The following is a 16,603-nucleotide window of genomic DNA, read 5'->3' as shown; positions in this document are numbered from 1 at the left end:
TGCTTGCCTGAGCACCAGAGATCAAGTCCAGAGCGCGGCTTGCTTGCTCTTAAAGTAAGATCTCAAGCCGCATGTGGTTCTAGGTTCGATCCCGGAAACGGTTGGTGATTGGGTAGCGACGATCGCGCCCAAAGTTCTTTAGTGTGATTTTGACACCCGGTGCAGCCTGACGACGCTTGTACTCTGCGATGTAAAGAAGGTGTTCGACTCGATGGATGGTTTCTACAGAGTGGCCGCGCTTGGCGATCTCGTCAAGGCTCAACTCTTTTTCAACGAGACAATGCAGGATGTCATCCAGAACATCGTACTCAGGCAGGCTGTCCTGATCGGTCTGGTTTTCACGCAGCTCAGCTGTTGGCGCTTTGACGATGATGTTGTTCGGGATCACTTCACCCGCTGGCCCCATAACACCTGCCGGATGGTTTTTGTTGCGCCAGTCAGACAGACGATAAACCTCGGTCTTGTAAAGATCCTTGATCGGGTTGAAGCCGCCATTCATATCCCCATAAAGGGTGGCGTAGCCGACAGACATTTCTGACTTGTTGCCGGTGGTCACAACCATGGAGCCGAATTTGTTGGAGACAGCCATAAGGATGACACCGCGAGAACGGGACTGGAGGTTTTCCTCGGTGATACCGCTCTCAGTGCCTGCAAATACGCCAGCCAGCGTCTGCTGGAAGCCCTCGACAGGCTCTGCGATTGGAATGGTATCGTACTTTACCCCAAGTGCATCTGCGCAGGCCTTGGCGTCCTTGATGCTTTCATCGGAGGTGTAGCGGTATGGTAGCATTATGCAGTGAACACGATCAGCGCCCAGAGCGTCAACGGCCATGGCCGCACAGATCGCGCTATCAATACCGCCGGACAGGCCAAGTACAACGCCCGGGAAGCCGTTCTTGTTCACATAGTCTTTGAGGCCAAGGACACACGCAAGCCAGTCTGCTTCCTGTGTATCTGGCATTGGAACGATGTGAGTTGGTTTTGCGAACCACAGACCTTCTGCATCTTTATTGAAGTCGAGGTAATCTGTTTCCTCGGTGAACTGACCGAGTTGCATCACCAATGAGCGATCATGATTGAGGGCGAAGGATGCGCCGTCAAACACGAGCTCATCCTGACCGCCAACCTGATTGCAATACACGAGCGGAAGGCCCGTTTCGACAACGCGAGAGAGCATGATCTGCATGCGCTCATCAATTTTATCGCGGTTGTATGGCGAAGCATTTGGAACCAGCAGAATTTCAGCGCCTGTCTCTTCCAGACATTCGCAAACCTCATCGGACCATGTGTCTTCACAAATCGGAACGCCAAGGCGCACACCGCGAAAACTCATCGGCCCCGGATTGGGCCCAGCATCAAAGACACGCTTTTCATCGAAAACGCCATAGTTTGGCAGGTCGACCTTGTAACGCAGGCCCTCAATGTTGCCGTTGTCGAGCAGTGCGACGGCGTTGTAGAGCTTATCCTCTTCGGCCCATGGGAGGCCAACGAGCAGCGCGGGACCACCATCAGCCGTTTCTTTGGCCAAGCCTTCCAGTTCATGCTTACAGGCAGCTACGAAGGCTGGCTTCAAGACCAGATCCTCTGGCGGATAGCCAGCCAGAAACAGCTCAGAATACAAAACCAGATCAGCGCCTTGTTCGGCGGCCAGCTTTCGGTGATGACGCACTTTCTCAGCATTACCGGAGATATCACCAAGGCAAGGGTTGGCCTGTACGACGGCCAAACGGAACTGGTCTTTAATCATCATATAAACTTCAAAGGCTTTAGTGGATGGAAGGGGTGGCCCTGTTTACTTCAAGCTTTAATAGCTTTGGTTCTCATGTACCGCGTTTTTGTAGCAGAGAAAAGTCGATCCATCACATAGTTGACGGTTGAGGAAGGGATTCACAGGGTGAAAATCAATCTGACGACTTCTTCTTCACCTGCCCAGAATCTTTCGCTTTGGCCATGAGGTCCAGATGCTGTTGCAACCTTGTGCCCATTGGCATTTGTGCCATGTCTCTGGCCTGAATAGGCTCATCCCCCTGCATGACGATGGCCTTCAGGCGATCATACAGAATTGCGGGCGCAATTGGTTTGGCAAGGAAGTAATTTACGCCAGCATTACGTGCTGCCACGACAACGGAGCGGCGGGAATCAGCGGTAATAACGATTACAGGGGTTTTGGCGATCTCAGAGTCTTCGTCCTGGCGGAGGATGCGAAGGAAGTCATTGCCATCAATCGGGTGCATGATCCAATCGCACAGCACAATATCGGGCCTGCGGTCGAGCAAGATTGCGATCGCATCGGCACCGTCCCCTGCTTCATAGATGGAACGCACGCCAAAGCCGGAGATCATAGTGCGCAAAATTGAGCGCATATAGTTGTTGTCATCCACAATAAGGATTGAATAGCCAGACAACAAAGAATCGCTCTGAAGCAACAAACTCTCCCTGAGGGCGAAAAAACCTAGAAATACACCGAGCAGCTAAAGGCAGAAGGCACATCATTCCAATTTTCTATGTGCCTCGCATATGAATATTTATCAAAAAAAGAGGGGCTGCACAATGTGCAACCCCTGGTCATCATATGAATACTCTAGATAGAGTTAAGTGTTCACTGCAAGGCGCGTGTCAGACTCTTTTCTGAGGTTCTCCGCGATCGTGAACGCCAGCTCCAGAGCCTGATCCGCGTTGAGGCGAGGATCGCAATGAGTATGGTAACGATCACCGAGCTGCTCTGCGGACAGTGCGCGTGCACCACCGGTACACTCGGTTACATTACGGCCAGTCATTTCGACGTGAACGCCACCTGCATGAGTGCCTTCAGCGCGGTGAACCGCGAAGAATGCTTCTACTTCACGCAGAATACGCTCGAACGGACGCGTTTTGTATCCGTTTGCAGTGATGGTATTGCCGTGCATCGGGTCACAAGACCAAACAACTTTCTTACCCTCACGCTCAACAGCGCGTACCATAGCTGGGAGATGTTCGAACACCTTGTCCTGACCGAAACGGGTGATCAGTGTCAGACGACCAGCTTCGTTTTCAGGATTCAGAACGTCGATCAGCTTGATCAGCTCTTCAGGATCAAGAGATGGACCACATTTGAGGCCAATCGGGTTCTTGATGCCACGGAAGAATTCAACATGTGCATGATCCAACTGACGCGTACGATCACCGATCCAGAGCATATGGCCGGATGTTGCGTAACATTCGCCAGTAGTGGAATCGATGCGTGTCAGCGCTTCCTCGTAGCCCAGAAGCAATGCTTCATGGCTGGTGAAGAAATCGGTGGAACGCAGCTGTGGTGTATTGTCGGGATCAACACCGCAAGCACGCATGAAGGAGACGGCGTCGGAAATACGATCGGCCATTTCCTGATAACGATGTGCCTGCGGGCTGTCTTTTACGAAGCCGAGCATCCACTGATGGACGTGATCCAGATTGGCAAAGCCACCTTGCGCGAACGCACGGATCAGATTCAACGTCGCAGCAGACTGACGGTAGGCTTTCACCTGACGCTCAGGGTCTGGAATACGAGAGTCTTCGTTGAACTCGATACCGTTGATGATGTCACCACGGTAGCTAGGCAGTTCAATATCGCCCTTCTTCTCAATATTGGAAGAACGCGGTTTTGCAAACTGACCAGCAATACGGCCCACTTTTACAACTGGCTGCTGCGCACCATAGGTGAGCGCCACGGCCATTTGCAGGAATGCTCTAAAAAAGTCGCGAATGTGATCAGCGTGATGCTCTGCAAAGCTCTCCGCACAATCACCACCTTGCAAGAGGAATCCACGCCCCTCGGCAACATCAGCGAGCTGCGCTTTCAACTTGCGCGCCTCACCTGCAAACACGAGCGGCGGATAAGTTGCTAGGCGACTTTCAACGTCTGCCACTGCTTCCTTATCTGGATAGTCCGGTACCTGCACGATCGGTTTTGATCGCCAGGAATCCGGTGTCCATTTGTCCGCCATTTTAAAACTCCATCAATACGGAATGCTGCCAGCGCGCCCTATGCGCCTCTCTTTGGCAGCGTTAATTCTTTGAGCTGTTCTCATCATGAGACAAAAGCCCAGAAAGGCTTATACACGCAGCCCGTTTATCTGACTAGGGGGACGTATACGTTGTTTTATGGCTGTAGGTTGAGGATACCTCAAAAAAATCAGGCCTTATGAGAATCCATCAAACCAATCTGCTTTAGAGCTACTATGTTCTAACAAATTAGAACTTGATAGATAATTATTTCAAAGCACCCTTCAAGATCGCAGATGAACACTTGTGTAAAGATACATGAAGCGTTCACACTCGCGAACCATGAACCTAATTTCAGCGATTTAAATATTGAGCATTCACAGATTTCAGCAGATCGTCAATCGTGCCCGCAAGTTCTTTGGACAAGACAATGGCACGCGGATAAAACGGCTCTGCACGATCATTTAGAATTGGTACACGATCCCAGCCGTCCGTGGTTTCCATGAAGTGCAACAACCCTTCATGACCCCACAGGCGATGGAATCCAGCCATGACGCAGTCAACATAACTTTGCAGGATTGGGTGCTCGTCATTGCCCCAGTGCGCGTATTGATCCTGCACCTGATAAAGGAACGTGTCTGATGGCATCTGCCTGCCACAATCGGGCACGAAACTATCATCACTGAGGGATTTGCGGTTATAATGCCATTCACGTTTATCCAGCGCAGGCAGGTTTGCTTTTGTATCAAGCACCATCGCACCACGAATGACAGAGCCCTCTTCACGACGGGCACCTAATGCGCAAACACCAACGCCTGACATGCGGCCATTGCCTTCTTTGCCTTTGGAGCAGCCACGCCATTCCCGCTTCCAGCCACTCAGCTGTCCGGCTACCACTGTCGTGCCTGCGGGCAATGTTTCTTCATTTACGAGTGAGCCATAACCAAAATAGCAAATCTGGTCCTGTGTGAGGTCAGTCACGGGTATTCCTATCAAAACGAGAAAGATGCCCTGCTCCGGCAGCAAGACAAAAAAGAACCGCTAGCAAGGACCTGCGGTTCTTTGGAAGTCAACTAAAGTTTAATTCTTGCGGATACGCTCAGATGGTTCGCGCATTGTCACCAATTCTTCCGCAGCAGTTGGATGCACTGCAATGGTGCGATCATAGTCCGCCTTGGTAGCGCCCATGGATAGAGTGACACCGATGATCTGGATCAGCTCGCCTGAATCTGGCCCCATGATGTGAATGCCGAGGATTTTGTCGGTATCCGCATCCACCAGCATCTTGAGGAACATCTTGCCAGGTTTGCCGGACAGGGTGTTCTTCATCGGACGGAAGGATGAGGAATAGATATCGATGTTGTCGAAGCGCGCCTCAGCTTCTTCCTGCGTCAGACCTGCCGTACCAATCTCAGGCTGAGAGAAGACTGCGGTCGGGATCATGGAGTGATCGACATGCCACTCCTTGCCACCATAGGTGCTATCGGCGAAGGCGTGACCTTCACGAATAGCCACTGGGGTCAGGTTGGCACGGTTGGTGACATCGCCCACAGCAAAGATGCTTGGTACAGAACTCTGGCTCTGTGGGGTTACGACGATTGCACCTGCTTTATCGAGCTCAACACCAGCGTCTTCCAGGCCAAGGCCTGCCGTGTTCGGGCGACGACCGATTGCGTAGAGAACCTGATCGGCTTCAATAACTTCACCAGCGTGTGTCGTGACTGTCAGACCGCCCTCATGCTTCTCAATGGATGCAATGGTGGACTTGGTTTTAACGGTGATGCCCTTTTCCACCATCTGCTCATGCAGGCCAGTGCGCAGGTCCATATCAAAACCACGCAGGATTTCTTCACCGCGATACAGAAGCGTGGTCTCTGACCCCATACCGTTGAAAATGCCAGCGAACTCAACAGCGATATAACCACCGCCGACGACGACTGTCCGTTTCGGAAACTCAGAGAGATGGAAAGCTTCATTGGATGTGATGGTGTGCTCACAGCCAACAAGGCCAGCGTCAACATTTGGAGTTGCACCGACAGCGACAAGAATGCGCTCAGCAGTGATAACCTGATCGGTAGAAAGCAAGCGAACGGTGTTCGGGCCTTCAATCACTGCGCGACTGTCATGCAGCTCTACGCCGGATTTATCGAGATTGCGGCGATAAATACCTTCCAGACGGGTAATTTCCTTGTCTTTGTTCTCGACAAGCTTATCAAAGTCGAAGGTTGGCGTGCCGTTCAGACTCCAGCCATAACCGTCAGCATTTGCAAATTCTTCAGTGAATTTGGAGGCATAAACAAAGAGTTTTTTGGGAACGCAGCCGCGGATAACACAGGTCCCACCGTAGCGAAATTCTTCAGCAATACCGACACGGGCGCCATGGGTTGCAGCGATACGCGCTGCACGTACGCCGCCTGAACCGGCCCCAATAACAAAGAGATCGTAGTCGAAATTAGTCATTACAGCCCACTTTCGTTTGCAATAAACCTTATGCAACGACGTTTCGTTACGCTCTAAGGTCTTGTCTTATAAAAACGTAGGCTCAGATTTGGGCCAGATACGCCCAAATTTCAAGGGGCGTATCTGATCTAACTGTTCATTTTGGATTGCGATTTCGTGATCGCTTATTGAGCAGACATTTCAGCAAGTTTCTTCCGTGAAATTGCAACCATGTCGGTGCTGACTGCATCGCTCCACTGCTTCGCAGCACCGATCGTCAATGCAGACAGTGTACCGGACAGGTCAGCAAGACGCTTACCGGTGTCGGAGTTGTAGAAGGTTGCGATTTCATTGAGCTGCTCTTCAGAGAAGCGACGAGCCCAAACTTCGTAGATCACACGATCCAGTTCCTGACGGCGCGGAATAAGTTCAACAGCAGCTTCATTCACTGCGATGTCGATCTCAGCGCTCATTGCCGGATTGGAACGAATGAACAGGGTACGAGTGCGCTCAGCAACATCTGGAAGGATGTTGTCGAAGTTCTCGATGGATTTCGTTGCACGAACAGCCGCTTTTGCCGCTTCAATGTGGCTTTCAGAAATGGAATTGTCCTGAGCCATAACCGGGCTGGAAATCAGCACACCAGCGACAACCAGTGATGCAACACCTGCAATTGCTGCAGACTTGAACTTAGCGAGCATAAAATGGCTCCCCTATATATTAATCAGCTGTCCAATAATGACTGTCGGGACAGCTTAAGGTTCCAAGACACGAATTTCATCAGTACCAGCAACATAGGCCCGTACCGCCATATCAATAAACAACCCGTGCTCAACGACACCTGGAATAACTTCCAAGCGTTTTGCCAGTGACTTCGGATTGCTGATTGCCTGTAGGTGGCAATCAAGAATGTAGTTGCCGTTATCGGTTACAAGCGGTTTTTCCCCTGCCATACGCAGGATCATCTCGCCTTGCAGCCCCTCAGCGTCCAAGCTGTTTTGCATCATCTGGCGAGTAGCCTCAAGTCCGAACGGAACAACCTCCACGGGAAGCGGAAACTTTCCGAGGGTATCAACAATTTTGCTCTCATCAGCAATCACGAGCATGCTTCCGGAAGCAGCCGCGATGATTTTTTCGCGCAGCAGCGCAGCGCCGCCGCCTTTGATAAGGTTCAATTGCGGATCAATCTCATCCGCTCCATCAATAACCAAATCCAGCACTGGCGCTTCATCCAGCGTGGTCAGCGGCACTCCGAGCTCATCACAAAGAGCTTGAGAGTAAGATGAGGCCGGCACGCCGATGATCTCAAAGCCATCCTTCACCATCTCTGCCAGAAGGCGGATCAGCTCGTTGACTGTTGATCCAGAACCTATCCCCAGCTTCATGCCGGGCTTAACTTCCTTGAGTGCTGCAGCTGCGGCCTGCGCCTTCAAACTCATTGCCATCTGACTAATTTCTCTTCCCCGGACCCTAAGCTTGTTCGGAAACGTTCACAGACAAGAACAATTCTGCCTAGTTATTGCGCTTGGGTCTACTCTGACATAACTCCTGCTGATTACCATGAGGTGTGTGTCCCGCCAAGCAGCAATCCACCCAACACACTATAGGTTTTCCTCGCAAATTGACTTCACGGTGAATTTCGGTAGTGTGGCGCGGATTTTCTCAACAGAAACGAGCTTAAGTATGACAACACCAGTTCTGGTTTTCGACCTAGACGGTACTCTCCTGGAGACCATGGGAGACCTCACAGCGTCGATGAATCATGTTTTGGTAGAAGCCGGGTTTGAAGCCATTGAGCCTGAACGGGTCAGGAAAATGGTCGGCGCTGGCGTGAAAGTGCTGATGAGCCGTGGGCTCGAAGCAAGCAAGATTGAAGTGACAGATGAAGTTCTGGAACCATTGCTTGCCAAGTTTATTCGCTACTACGAGACACATATTGCAGACAAGACCCAAGCTTTTCCGCAGGCACTGGAAACAGTTGCGCGGCTGAGGGATGCTGGCTGGAAAACAGCTATCTGTACAAACAAACTGGAAAAACTGGCCAAACCGCTGGTTCGGGCCATGGAAATGGAACACCTGTTTGACGCTGTTGTGGGCGGAGACACGTTCTCCAAGAACAAGCCGGATGCGATGCCAGTCTTTGGCGCAATCGACATTGCTGGCGGGTCCCGCGCAGGCTCCATTTTCATTGGCGATTCCAAGGCTGATATCAGCGCTGCACGCAACGCTGGCCTGCCCGTGATCGCCGTGGATTTCGGTTACACAGACATTCCGGTCCGCGAACTGGGGCCTGATGTGGTGATTTCTCACTACAACCAGTTGGAAGCGGCAGTCAAAGAGTTGAGTGCTGAGAACGCACCGACCTAACTCTCTGATATAGATACAAGATACTCTGCCGCCCCTGTTCGTTCAGTGGGCGGCAGTTTTGCTTACAGCCGCAAATCCGTCTCAATTCCCCCACGCAAATCCCATCAATAAATCACTGCTTGGTTCGATTTTTCGCTCAATGCAGTCACATTCCCCTGCGAAACATTCAGTCAATCGGAAAGCTCTGTTTTCCAGAAAATGAACATCAACACGGGAACACTGCGCCACATCAGGTGCAGGTCAATGGCTGTATGGTTAAAGCTTCACTCGTTTCGCTGTTTGCGATCATTCTGGCTAGTGCGCTTGCGCAATTGGCGAGCTCGGCTTTGCTGACAAGCTTGCCGCTTCAGATCGCTAGCATTGGCGGCTCTGCCTCTCAAGCTGGTCTTGTTGCAGGGGCTTACTCTCTTGGTTTCATGGTTGGGTGTATGCGTGGTGTGCGCATGATCAACCGGATCGGACACATCAGGGCCTTTGCTGGTGCGGCTGGTTTGACAGCCCTTCTCGTTTTACTGTTCAAGAACACAGAGAGTATCATTTTCTGGACTGTACTCCGGTTCTTCATGGGGGCAGCGTTTGCAGTTTTGTTTGCCACAGCTGATGCATGGCTGAATGAATCTATCAAAGACGAAGTCCGTGGTCGTATTCTATCTGTGAACTCCATTGTGATTGGTGCAATGGCTATTCTCTCACAGATTTTCGTTGCCAAATTCACCGAGGTTCCATTGCAAATGCTGGAACTGCTCAACGCCGTTCTGCTTGCAGCTGTTGTATTGCTTTGTATGACCCGCTCTGTGCCACCACGCACATACAAAGCAAAGCGCATTAAATTCAAAGAGATCTGGGCTCAGTCTCCTGTGGCTGTGCTGGGCGCCTTTGCCTCCGGTGCTATTGTCACCAGTCTTTTGACCATTGTGCCCTACTCTCTTTCCAAAGCAGGGGTTGGTGGCAGCACTACGGCTCTTATGATTGCGATGATCTATATTGGCCGCCTGATGTTCCAATGGCCGTTTGGCTCTCTTGCTGACCGCATGGACCGCAGATGGCTCATTCTTGGTTCCTCCGCACTAATCACTGTCATCATGGTGACTTTCCTGATTGCTGATCCATTCACGGGCTGGAACTCTGGTTTCCTGCGCAATTATCACCTGTTGAGCATGCTGGGTCTGGTTTTGGTTGTTCTTGGAGGTCTCTCTTTCCCGCTGCAGTCCATCTGCGTGGCTCACGCATTCGAACGGAAACCGGAGAGCAGTGTTGCATTGTCGACCTATCTGCTTTTCATTTGGGCTGCGGGCAGTGTTGCGGGTCCAACGCTCATCAGTATCCTTGCGCCAGTGCTTGGTTCTAAGACGCCTGATCTCATTTTGATTGGTCTGAGCGGTTCGCTTGCTCTGTTCACTGCCTATCGGCTTTATGTGGCGAAGCTGTTCTTTGTTCGCCGATCAACACGCAAACCACTACTCATTGTGAGCAACATGCCTTACGCAAGTTATCACCAAGCCCAACCCTCTGATAAATATGAGTAATGTCGTGTTAAAAGTGCCTTCAGGAACGTCTTAAGCGATATATTTGGAATTCTTTTGGGAAAAGTTTCTTCAGGGGCTTGCGAGAACCCGTCAAAGGCCCTAAACACCTCCTCACGCCACACGGCGTACCACCCTGCGGGGGCGATTAGCTCAGTTGGTAGAGCGCTTCGTTTACACCGAAGATGTCGGGAGTTCGAGTCTCTCATCGCCCACCATTCCTTCTTATGAAGGCTTCAAGTCTCCCGAACATTCGCGGAGGCTTTTTTATTTTCTTCCATTGCTTTCCTTGTACATACACAACGCCTCCCCATATTGCTCGAGAGGGTTTTGAACCGCGTCGTAGCTCGGCGTTTTCGTGGCACACATCACAACTCTTTGTTTTGAAGCAGAAATTCTTTGAAAGTCTGAAACAGTTTTTCTAAGATGGGCTTCTGAAATTTGGGCAGCTTTAAAGATCAGGATCACGTCTATGAACCGGATATTTTTGTTTATCGGCAAGACTTTTGCAGCGTCTGTGATGCTGTTCTTTTTTGTAGTTGTTTTCCAAACCGTGATGTATGGCGGTCCAGCGCGCGATGTTGCAGCCTTTATCTCAGGCGCTGGCGGCGTTTCTTACACTTCTTTTGTTGCGATCCGAAATCGGAACGCCTGATCACCTCATTCAATCCGCGTTTAAAAAGGGAGCCGAAGCCCCCTTTTCTGTCGTTCTTATATTTTCAGATCTTCGCCTGTACCGAAGTTATCAGCGACATAATCCAGATCCTTATCACCACGCCCTGACAGATTGACGAGGATTGTCTCTCCCGGACATTCCTTAGCCAGCTTCATCGCATATGCGACTGCGTGAGAGCTTTCCAGTGCAGGAATGATCCCCTCATAACGAGAGAGTGCCCAGAAGGCTTGCAAAGTCTCATCGTCGGTCGCTGAGCTGTAATGCACCTTACCGATATCATGCAGGTAGGAGTGCTCAGGTCCAACGCCTGGGTAATCCAAGCCGGAGGCGATTGAGTGCACTGGCGCAGGGTTGCCTGCCTCGTCTTCCAAGACACGACACTTGAAGCCATGGAGCATGCCCGGCTTGCCGAATGTCATGGTTGCGGCATGCTGTCCAAGCTCAGGCCCTTTGCCCATCGGCTCAACACCGTGAAGTTTGACTGACTTATCCTGTATGAAGCCAGAGAAGAGGCCCATTGCATTTGAGCCACCACCAACACATGCCACAGCATGGTCTGGCAGATTTCCGGTCATCTCAGTGAACTGCTCACGAGCCTCAATACCCACGATCTGCTGGAAGTCGCGTACCATACGCGGGAATGGATGCGGCCCCACCACAGAGCCGATTGCGAACAGAGCTTCATCAGCCTGTTCCAGATAGGATGTGAACGCGGAGTCCACTGCCTCTTTCAGCGTGCGTCCGCCGAAGCCTACCGGCACAAGCTTTGCGCCCAACAACTGCATGCGGACGACATTTGGGTGCTCTTTCTCGATATCCACTTCACCCATGTGAATTTCACACTCGAGCTCAAAGTAAGCTGCAGCTGTTGCTAAGGCCACGCCGTGCTGACCTGCCCCGGTTTCTGCAATGAGCTTCTTCTTGCCCATGTGCTTTGCCAGCAGAGCCTCTGCCATGCAGTGGTTGAGCTTGTGGGCGCCGGAGTGGTTCAAGTCTTCCCGCTTTAAGTAAATGTTCGCGCCCGATCCAATCCGGTTGGACAGGTTGCGTGCATGCGAGATGGGAGTTGGGCGGCCCTGAAAATGCTTGCGGATGTAGCGCAGCTCGTTGATGTAGGAGGCGTCGCCAGAGATCTTTTCGTAGGCTTTGGCGATCTCTTCAAACTGAGGCACCAGCTCAGGCGGCAGGAATGCACCACCGTATTCACCGAAGTAACCTTCTTTGTTCGGGAACTCTTTTAAATAATTGTCCATCAGCTCACGCTCTCCCAGTCCATTATCTATATGTATAGGACTGATGCTACTTTAAGCCGTGCAAATCAATCCATCTGGTAATTGGAACTAGTCACTGATTTCTTGGCAGATAAACAAGCACTTAAAGCACCACATGGCATCCCATGCAGTGGTGAAGCTAGAGTACCCGATAGTCGGGATGAGCAAGGCGGCAGGCAATACCTGCGCTACTTATTGAAATAGTTTCTTCGGCATTGGCTACACGCCTTGCCCGGGCTTTCTTTAAATGAACTACGTCGCCTCTTTTGCCTATAAGGCACGATAGCCGGTTTCCCGGAAAGAAAGTGGCTTATCCAGACACGTTTCCATGCCCAAACAGTTCCTCCGTCTTTGACAGATCCATTTGCAAAAGCAGGTTTTACTGCCGGTGCTCTTGTATCTGTCACCGCGTGATACCCTATAGTCCTGGGCCCTTCCCCTCAAACCATGCGGTCACGTTTGAAGTTCGGTTCACCGGACCACTGAAAGGTGCGTTACGTCTTCCAGAAGCCCCGCCCAACCTACGACAAACTGACGGTCGCTCCGCCAGCAGCCCGTTACGTAGGCATGTGCTTAGTATGGGCACAGTTTGAGGCTGAGGGGATAAGTTTTTACGTAGCCGCATACAAAAAATAAAAAAGCCCCAGCACTTGGCCGGGGCTTTTCGTATTTCAGTGAAAACTCTGAATTACTTCAGGTCAACGCCGTAGAAGATGTGACCACCGAATGGATCGATCTTGTAGTTTTCAACCTTCACAGAAACCGGCTCAGAAACAACAGAGTGAGCGATGGTTGCCCATGGAGCTTCACGCTTGAAGACCACCTGTGCCTGCTCATAGAGCTTGGTACGCTCAGCAACGTCTGCAGTTACTTTCGCTTTTTGGATCAGGTCTTCAAACTCAGCGTTACACCACTGAGCGCGGTTGGAACCACCAACACCGTCACAGCCGAGAAGAACTGCGAGGAAGTTATCCGGGTCACCATTGTCACCAGTCCAGCCGAGAAGAACAGCACCGTCACGGTCCAGCTCTTTAGAGCGCTTCAGGTATTCACCCCACTCGTAGGAAACGATTTCAACGTCAACACCAACCTTCGCGAAGTCGCCCTGAATAACTTCAGCCATACGACGTGCGTTCGGGTTGTATGGACGCTGAACAGGCATCGCCCAGATCTTCATCTTAAGATCTTTAACGCCTTCCGCTTCCAGTGCAGCTTTTGCAGCAACCGGATCGTACTTGTCATCCTGCAGGTCAGCATTGTAAGACCAGATGGTTGGCGGGATTGGGTTGGAAGCAACTTTACCAGCACCCTGGAACACTGCACCCAAAATAGCCTGCTTGTTGACAGCCATGTTCAGCGCTTTACGCACCTTTGGATTGTCGTAAGGAGCCTGCTGGGTGTTGTATGCCAGATACCCAACGTTCAGGCCTTCCTGCTGCATGAGGTTGATCGATGGATCGTCCTTCATTGCTGCAATGTCAGCTGGGTTTGGATAAGGCATTACGTGACATTCGCCAGCTTTCAGCTTCTGATAGCGAACGGACGCATCAGGAGTGATCGCGAATACCAGATTGTCGATTGGTGCTTTGCCAGCCCAGTAATCCGGGTTTGCTTTATAGCGGATCAACGCATCTTTCTGATAGCCAACCAGCTGGAATGGGCCGGTGCCAACAGGGTTCTGATCGAAGGCATCCTGATTGTCCATCATCTTCTGAGCATATTCAGCAGAGTGAATGGAAGCAAAATCCATCGCAAGGTTTGCGATCATTGGAGCTTCTGGACGGGTCAGAACGAACTTCACAGTGTAGTCGTCTACCTTCACGATCTCTTTGATGAGATCAGGCATGGACATTGCGTTGAAGTATTCGTAGTTACCGCCGGAAACGCTGAAGTATGGGTTTTCTTTGTTGCCTTGACGGTCGAAGGAGAAGATCACGTCGTCCGCGTTGAAATCACGCGTTGGAGTGAAGTCTTTGGTGGTGTGGAATTTTACGCCCTTACGCAGCTTGAAGGTGTATTCCTTACCATCTTCAGATACGTCCCAGCTTTCAGCAAGTGCTGGTGCGATGCTTGTTGTACCGCGCTCAAATTCAACCAGCTTGTTGAAGATCTGGCGGGAAGACGCATCAAATGTTGTGCCTGCTGTGTAGAGCGCTGGTGTGAAGCCCTCAGGAGAACCTTCTGAGCAGTATACCAGTGTTTTGGCCATGCTTGGTGCAGCAAACGCCATTGTTGCAGCCAACACACTGCCCATAAGAATTGATTTTTTCATTTCTCGTGTCCCCAATCACCTAAAGTGAATGCAAAAGCCAAGGCTTTTGATCATTTATCGAAGCTGCTTGATGCAGTTCTTCTCATAGGATTTTGCAGCGCCACACCGCAGACTCACCTCAAGCCTACGAACCTCTTCTCAAAGAAGAAGCCATGTTCAGAATGATTTCAGGAAGAAATAGCGCGGATAGAGCACAAAATAAGCCCCCCCTCCGCTGCATTGTGTCCTCCCCAGCACACCCGATATGCAACAGCTGCAAACGGGAGTACCATATACGTAATTCTCGGTAAAATCTCCTCTTAATTGCGCATTTTTCAAAGAAATTGTTTCAACATTGCACTGAATTAGGAAAATCGTTAATGAAATGACAAAGGGCGGCTCCCTCATGGGAACCGCCCTTTCATTTTTCAAATTACTAAATCAGCTTAGTGAGAAGCAGCAAGCCGCGCTTTGATGTGGGCGACGTCTGCCTGAGGCGTCGCGTTGAACAGTGTCTGAGTATACTCATGCTGAGGGTTTCCAAACACTTCGTCGCGTGTGCCATATTCCACCACTTCACCAAAATACATCACCATGACCTTGTTCGCGATGTAGCGCACCACAGACAAATCGTGGGAGATGAACAAGTAGGTCAGATTGAACTCGTCCTGCAAATCAGCAAGCAAGTTGAGTATCTGGGCCTGAACGGACAAGTCCAACGCTGAAACAGGCTCATCAAGAATGAGGAGTGACGGGTTGAGAACCAATGCACGACCAATCGCGATACGCTGACGCTGACCGCCAGAGAACATGTGCGGATAGCGGTTGAAATGCTCAGGACCAAGACCGACTTTGACCAGCATTTCCATCGCCTTGTCACGGCGTTCAGCTGGAGACAAGTTAGTGTTGATCATCAAAGGTTCAGTGAGAACGTCACCAACACGCTGGCGCGGGTTCAAAGATCCATACGGGTTCTGGAATACGATCTGCACCTTGGAGCGCATGTCCTTGGACAGCTTTTCCTTTGAGATGTCGATCGGTTTGCCCTCAATGAGGAGCTCCCCTGCGGTTGCCGGATCGATCAAAGTCAGGATACGCGCCAGTGTGGACTTACCGCAGCCGGATTCTCCCACCACAGCAAGCGTCTTGCCGCGTTCCAGACTAAAGCTGATGCCCTTCAGAGCACGGTTAACATGCTCTTTTCCGAAGAGACCTTCTTTGGTCCGGTATTCGCGAACCAGATTGCGCGCTTCGAGGATGATATCGTCAGCCATTATGCAGCTCCTTCATCGCCGAGGTGAAAATCAGAGACCGTTGGCAAACGATCGCCTGTTGCGTTTTCAGGAAGCGCGGAAAGCAGAGCCTTAGTGTACGGGTTCTTTGGGCTTTCAAAGAGTGAGAGAACATCTGCCTCTTCCATCTTCTTGCCTTTGTACTGAACCACCACACGGTCAGCTGTTTCAGCAACCACCGCCATGTCATGGGTGATCATGATCAGGCCCATGCCGCTTTCATGCTGCAGATCAAGGAGCAGATCGAGGATCTGCTTTTGAATGGTCACGTCGAGCGCAGTTGTTGGCTCATCAGCGATCAGCAGCTTTGGCTTACACGCAATCGCCATGGCAATCATCACACGTTGGCACTGACCACCAGACATCTGGTGTGGGTACTTTTTCAGCGCCTTCGCAGATTCAGGCATCCCAACGGAGTCGAGCAGCTCAATCGCACGGGTTTTACGTTCACCGCGGCTCATTGTGGTGTGCTCTTTGAGGGTCTCATCAATCTGAGCACCGACAGTGAAGCACGGGTTCAAGCTTGCAATTGGCTCCTGGAAGATCATGGAAATGTCTTTACCAATGATCTCGCGGCGCTTTTTTGCAGACATGGTCAGAAGGTCAATTCCTTCGAACTCCAGCTTGTCCGCCCATAGATGTCCGTTGTTGGCCAGCAGGCCCATAACAGCCAACATGGCTACAGATTTACCAGATCCACTTTCACCCACAACAGCGAGAACTTCACCTGGATCTACGGAATAGCTCACACCATCCAAAGCCCGGAAACGTCCATCAACCGTGTCGAATTCAACCGTTAGGTTTTCAATTTCAAGAAGGGCCAT

The 16,603-nt window shown here is 51.1% G+C and carries 14 protein-coding genes and 1 tRNA gene; 4 read left to right on the top strand and 11 right to left on the bottom strand.

What is annotated here, in order from left to right:
• Positions 1 to 79: 79 nt before the first annotated feature.
• The 7 genes from PsAD26_RS13295 to rpiA all read right to left on the bottom strand — a co-directional run bounded on the left by PsAD26_RS13295 (position 80) and on the right by rpiA (position 7,844).
• The gene (locus PsAD26_RS13295) at positions 80 to 1,747 is read right to left on the bottom strand and encodes an NAD+ synthase (RefSeq protein ID WP_153041501.1); all 1,668 of its coding nucleotides are present in this window, start codon (positions 1,745 to 1,747) and stop codon (positions 80 to 82) included.
• A gap of 154 nt (positions 1,748 to 1,901) precedes the next feature.
• Positions 1,902 to 2,426: a response regulator gene (locus PsAD26_RS13290; RefSeq protein ID WP_208860384.1), complete on the bottom strand. Its 525-nt coding sequence runs from the start codon at positions 2,424 to 2,426 to the stop codon at positions 1,902 to 1,904.
• Between the two features lie 165 nt (positions 2,427 to 2,591).
• Entirely contained in the window at positions 2,592 to 3,962 is a 1,371-nt protein-coding gene (locus PsAD26_RS13285; RefSeq protein WP_063310807.1) for a 3-deoxy-7-phosphoheptulonate synthase class II, read from the bottom strand.
• Between the two features lie 352 nt (positions 3,963 to 4,314).
• Positions 4,315 to 4,941: a gamma-glutamylcyclotransferase family protein gene (locus tag PsAD26_RS13280; protein WP_063310806.1), complete on the bottom strand. Its 627-nt coding sequence runs from the start codon at positions 4,939 to 4,941 to the stop codon at positions 4,315 to 4,317.
• A gap of 99 nt (positions 4,942 to 5,040) precedes the next feature.
• Positions 5,041 to 6,420: a glutathione-disulfide reductase gene (gene gor / locus PsAD26_RS13275; RefSeq protein WP_063310805.1), complete on the bottom strand. Its 1,380-nt coding sequence runs from the start codon at positions 6,418 to 6,420 to the stop codon at positions 5,041 to 5,043.
• Between the two features lie 164 nt (positions 6,421 to 6,584).
• The gene (locus PsAD26_RS13270; RefSeq protein WP_063310804.1) at positions 6,585 to 7,100 is read right to left on the bottom strand and encodes a DUF2059 domain-containing protein; all 516 of its coding nucleotides are present in this window, start codon (positions 7,098 to 7,100) and stop codon (positions 6,585 to 6,587) included.
• A gap of 54 nt (positions 7,101 to 7,154) precedes the next feature.
• Positions 7,155 to 7,844 carry a ribose-5-phosphate isomerase RpiA gene (rpiA, locus tag PsAD26_RS13265; RefSeq protein WP_063310803.1) on the bottom strand — a complete coding sequence of 230 codons (690 nt, stop codon included), beginning with the start codon at positions 7,842 to 7,844 and terminating at the stop codon, positions 7,155 to 7,157.
• A gap of 238 nt (positions 7,845 to 8,082) precedes the next feature.
• Here rpiA and PsAD26_RS13260 point away from each other — a divergent pair, with 238 nt between their 5' ends.
• From PsAD26_RS13260 to PsAD26_RS13245, 4 genes are all read left to right on the top strand, one after another.
• Entirely contained in the window at positions 8,083 to 8,766 is a 684-nt protein-coding gene (locus PsAD26_RS13260) for an HAD-IA family hydrolase (RefSeq protein ID WP_084403669.1), read from the top strand.
• A gap of 251 nt (positions 8,767 to 9,017) precedes the next feature.
• Positions 9,018 to 10,292: an MFS transporter gene (locus PsAD26_RS13255; protein WP_063310802.1), complete on the top strand. Its 1,275-nt coding sequence runs from the start codon at positions 9,018 to 9,020 to the stop codon at positions 10,290 to 10,292.
• Between the two features lie 139 nt (positions 10,293 to 10,431).
• Positions 10,432 to 10,507, top strand: a tRNA-Val gene (locus PsAD26_RS13250).
• A 254-nt stretch (positions 10,508 to 10,761) separates the two neighbouring features.
• A complete protein-coding gene (locus tag PsAD26_RS13245) occupies positions 10,762 to 10,944 on the top strand; it encodes a hypothetical protein (protein ID WP_057466048.1) in 183 nt (60 codons plus the stop codon).
• Between the two features lie 56 nt (positions 10,945 to 11,000).
• Here PsAD26_RS13245 and trpB read toward each other — a convergent pair whose 3' ends face one another.
• The 4 genes from trpB to PsAD26_RS13225 form a co-directional block, all read right to left on the bottom strand.
• Positions 11,001 to 12,218: a tryptophan synthase subunit beta gene (gene trpB / locus PsAD26_RS13240; protein ID WP_063310801.1), complete on the bottom strand. Its 1,218-nt coding sequence runs from the start codon at positions 12,216 to 12,218 to the stop codon at positions 11,001 to 11,003.
• A 706-nt stretch (positions 12,219 to 12,924) separates the two neighbouring features.
• Complete coding sequence (locus PsAD26_RS13235; RefSeq protein ID WP_063310800.1) at positions 12,925 to 14,508, bottom strand: ABC transporter substrate-binding protein; 1,584 nt, start codon at positions 14,506 to 14,508, stop codon at positions 12,925 to 12,927.
• Positions 14,509 to 14,933: 425 nt separating this feature from the next.
• Positions 14,934 to 15,761, bottom strand: a complete 828-nt coding sequence (locus tag PsAD26_RS13230) for a dipeptide ABC transporter ATP-binding protein (RefSeq protein ID WP_063310799.1) — start codon at positions 15,759 to 15,761, stop codon at positions 14,934 to 14,936.
• A complete protein-coding gene (locus PsAD26_RS13225) occupies positions 15,761 to 16,603 on the bottom strand; it encodes an ABC transporter ATP-binding protein (RefSeq protein WP_063296436.1) in 843 nt (280 codons plus the stop codon). The genes PsAD26_RS13230 and PsAD26_RS13225 overlap by 1 nt, the downstream gene beginning before the upstream one ends.

The organism is Pseudovibrio sp. Ad26 (assembly GCF_001623285.1).
Taxonomy (GTDB): domain Bacteria; phylum Pseudomonadota; class Alphaproteobacteria; order Rhizobiales; family Stappiaceae; genus Pseudovibrio; species Pseudovibrio ascidiaceicola.
The sequence above is the reverse complement of the archived record's forward strand: the minus strand, read 5'-3'. Positions and strand labels throughout refer to the sequence as shown.

Bases quoted from the DNA above. Each gene is read 5' to 3' on its own strand.
- PsAD26_RS13255 (WP_063310802.1), top strand. From the start codon at position 9,018: ATGGTTAAAGCTTCACTCGTTTCGCTGTTTGCGATCATTCTGGCTAGT.
- PsAD26_RS13230 (WP_063310799.1), bottom strand. From the start codon at position 15,761: ATGGCTGACGATATCATCCTCGAAGCGCGCAATCTGGTTCGCGAATAC.
- PsAD26_RS13225 (WP_063296436.1), bottom strand. From the start codon at position 16,603: ATGGCCCTTCTTGAAATTGAAAACCTAACGGTTGAATTCGACACGGTT.
- PsAD26_RS13245 (WP_057466048.1), top strand. From the start codon at position 10,762: ATGAACCGGATATTTTTGTTTATCGGCAAGACTTTTGCAGCGTCTGTG.
- trpB (WP_063310801.1), bottom strand. From the start codon at position 12,218: ATGGACAATTATTTAAAAGAGTTCCCGAACAAAGAAGGTTACTTCGGT.
- PsAD26_RS13285 (WP_063310807.1), bottom strand. From the start codon at position 3,962: ATGGCGGACAAATGGACACCGGATTCCTGGCGATCAAAACCGATCGTG.
- PsAD26_RS13235 (WP_063310800.1), bottom strand. From the start codon at position 14,508: ATGAAAAAATCAATTCTTATGGGCAGTGTGTTGGCTGCAACAATGGCG.
- gor (WP_063310805.1), bottom strand. From the start codon at position 6,420: ATGACTAATTTCGACTACGATCTCTTTGTTATTGGGGCCGGTTCAGGC.
- PsAD26_RS13260 (WP_084403669.1), top strand. From the start codon at position 8,083: ATGACAACACCAGTTCTGGTTTTCGACCTAGACGGTACTCTCCTGGAG.
- PsAD26_RS13270 (WP_063310804.1), bottom strand. From the start codon at position 7,100: ATGCTCGCTAAGTTCAAGTCTGCAGCAATTGCAGGTGTTGCATCACTG.
- PsAD26_RS13295 (WP_153041501.1), bottom strand. From the start codon at position 1,747: ATGATTAAAGACCAGTTCCGTTTGGCCGTCGTACAGGCCAACCCTTGC.
- rpiA (WP_063310803.1), bottom strand. From the start codon at position 7,844: ATGGCAATGAGTTTGAAGGCGCAGGCCGCAGCTGCAGCACTCAAGGAA.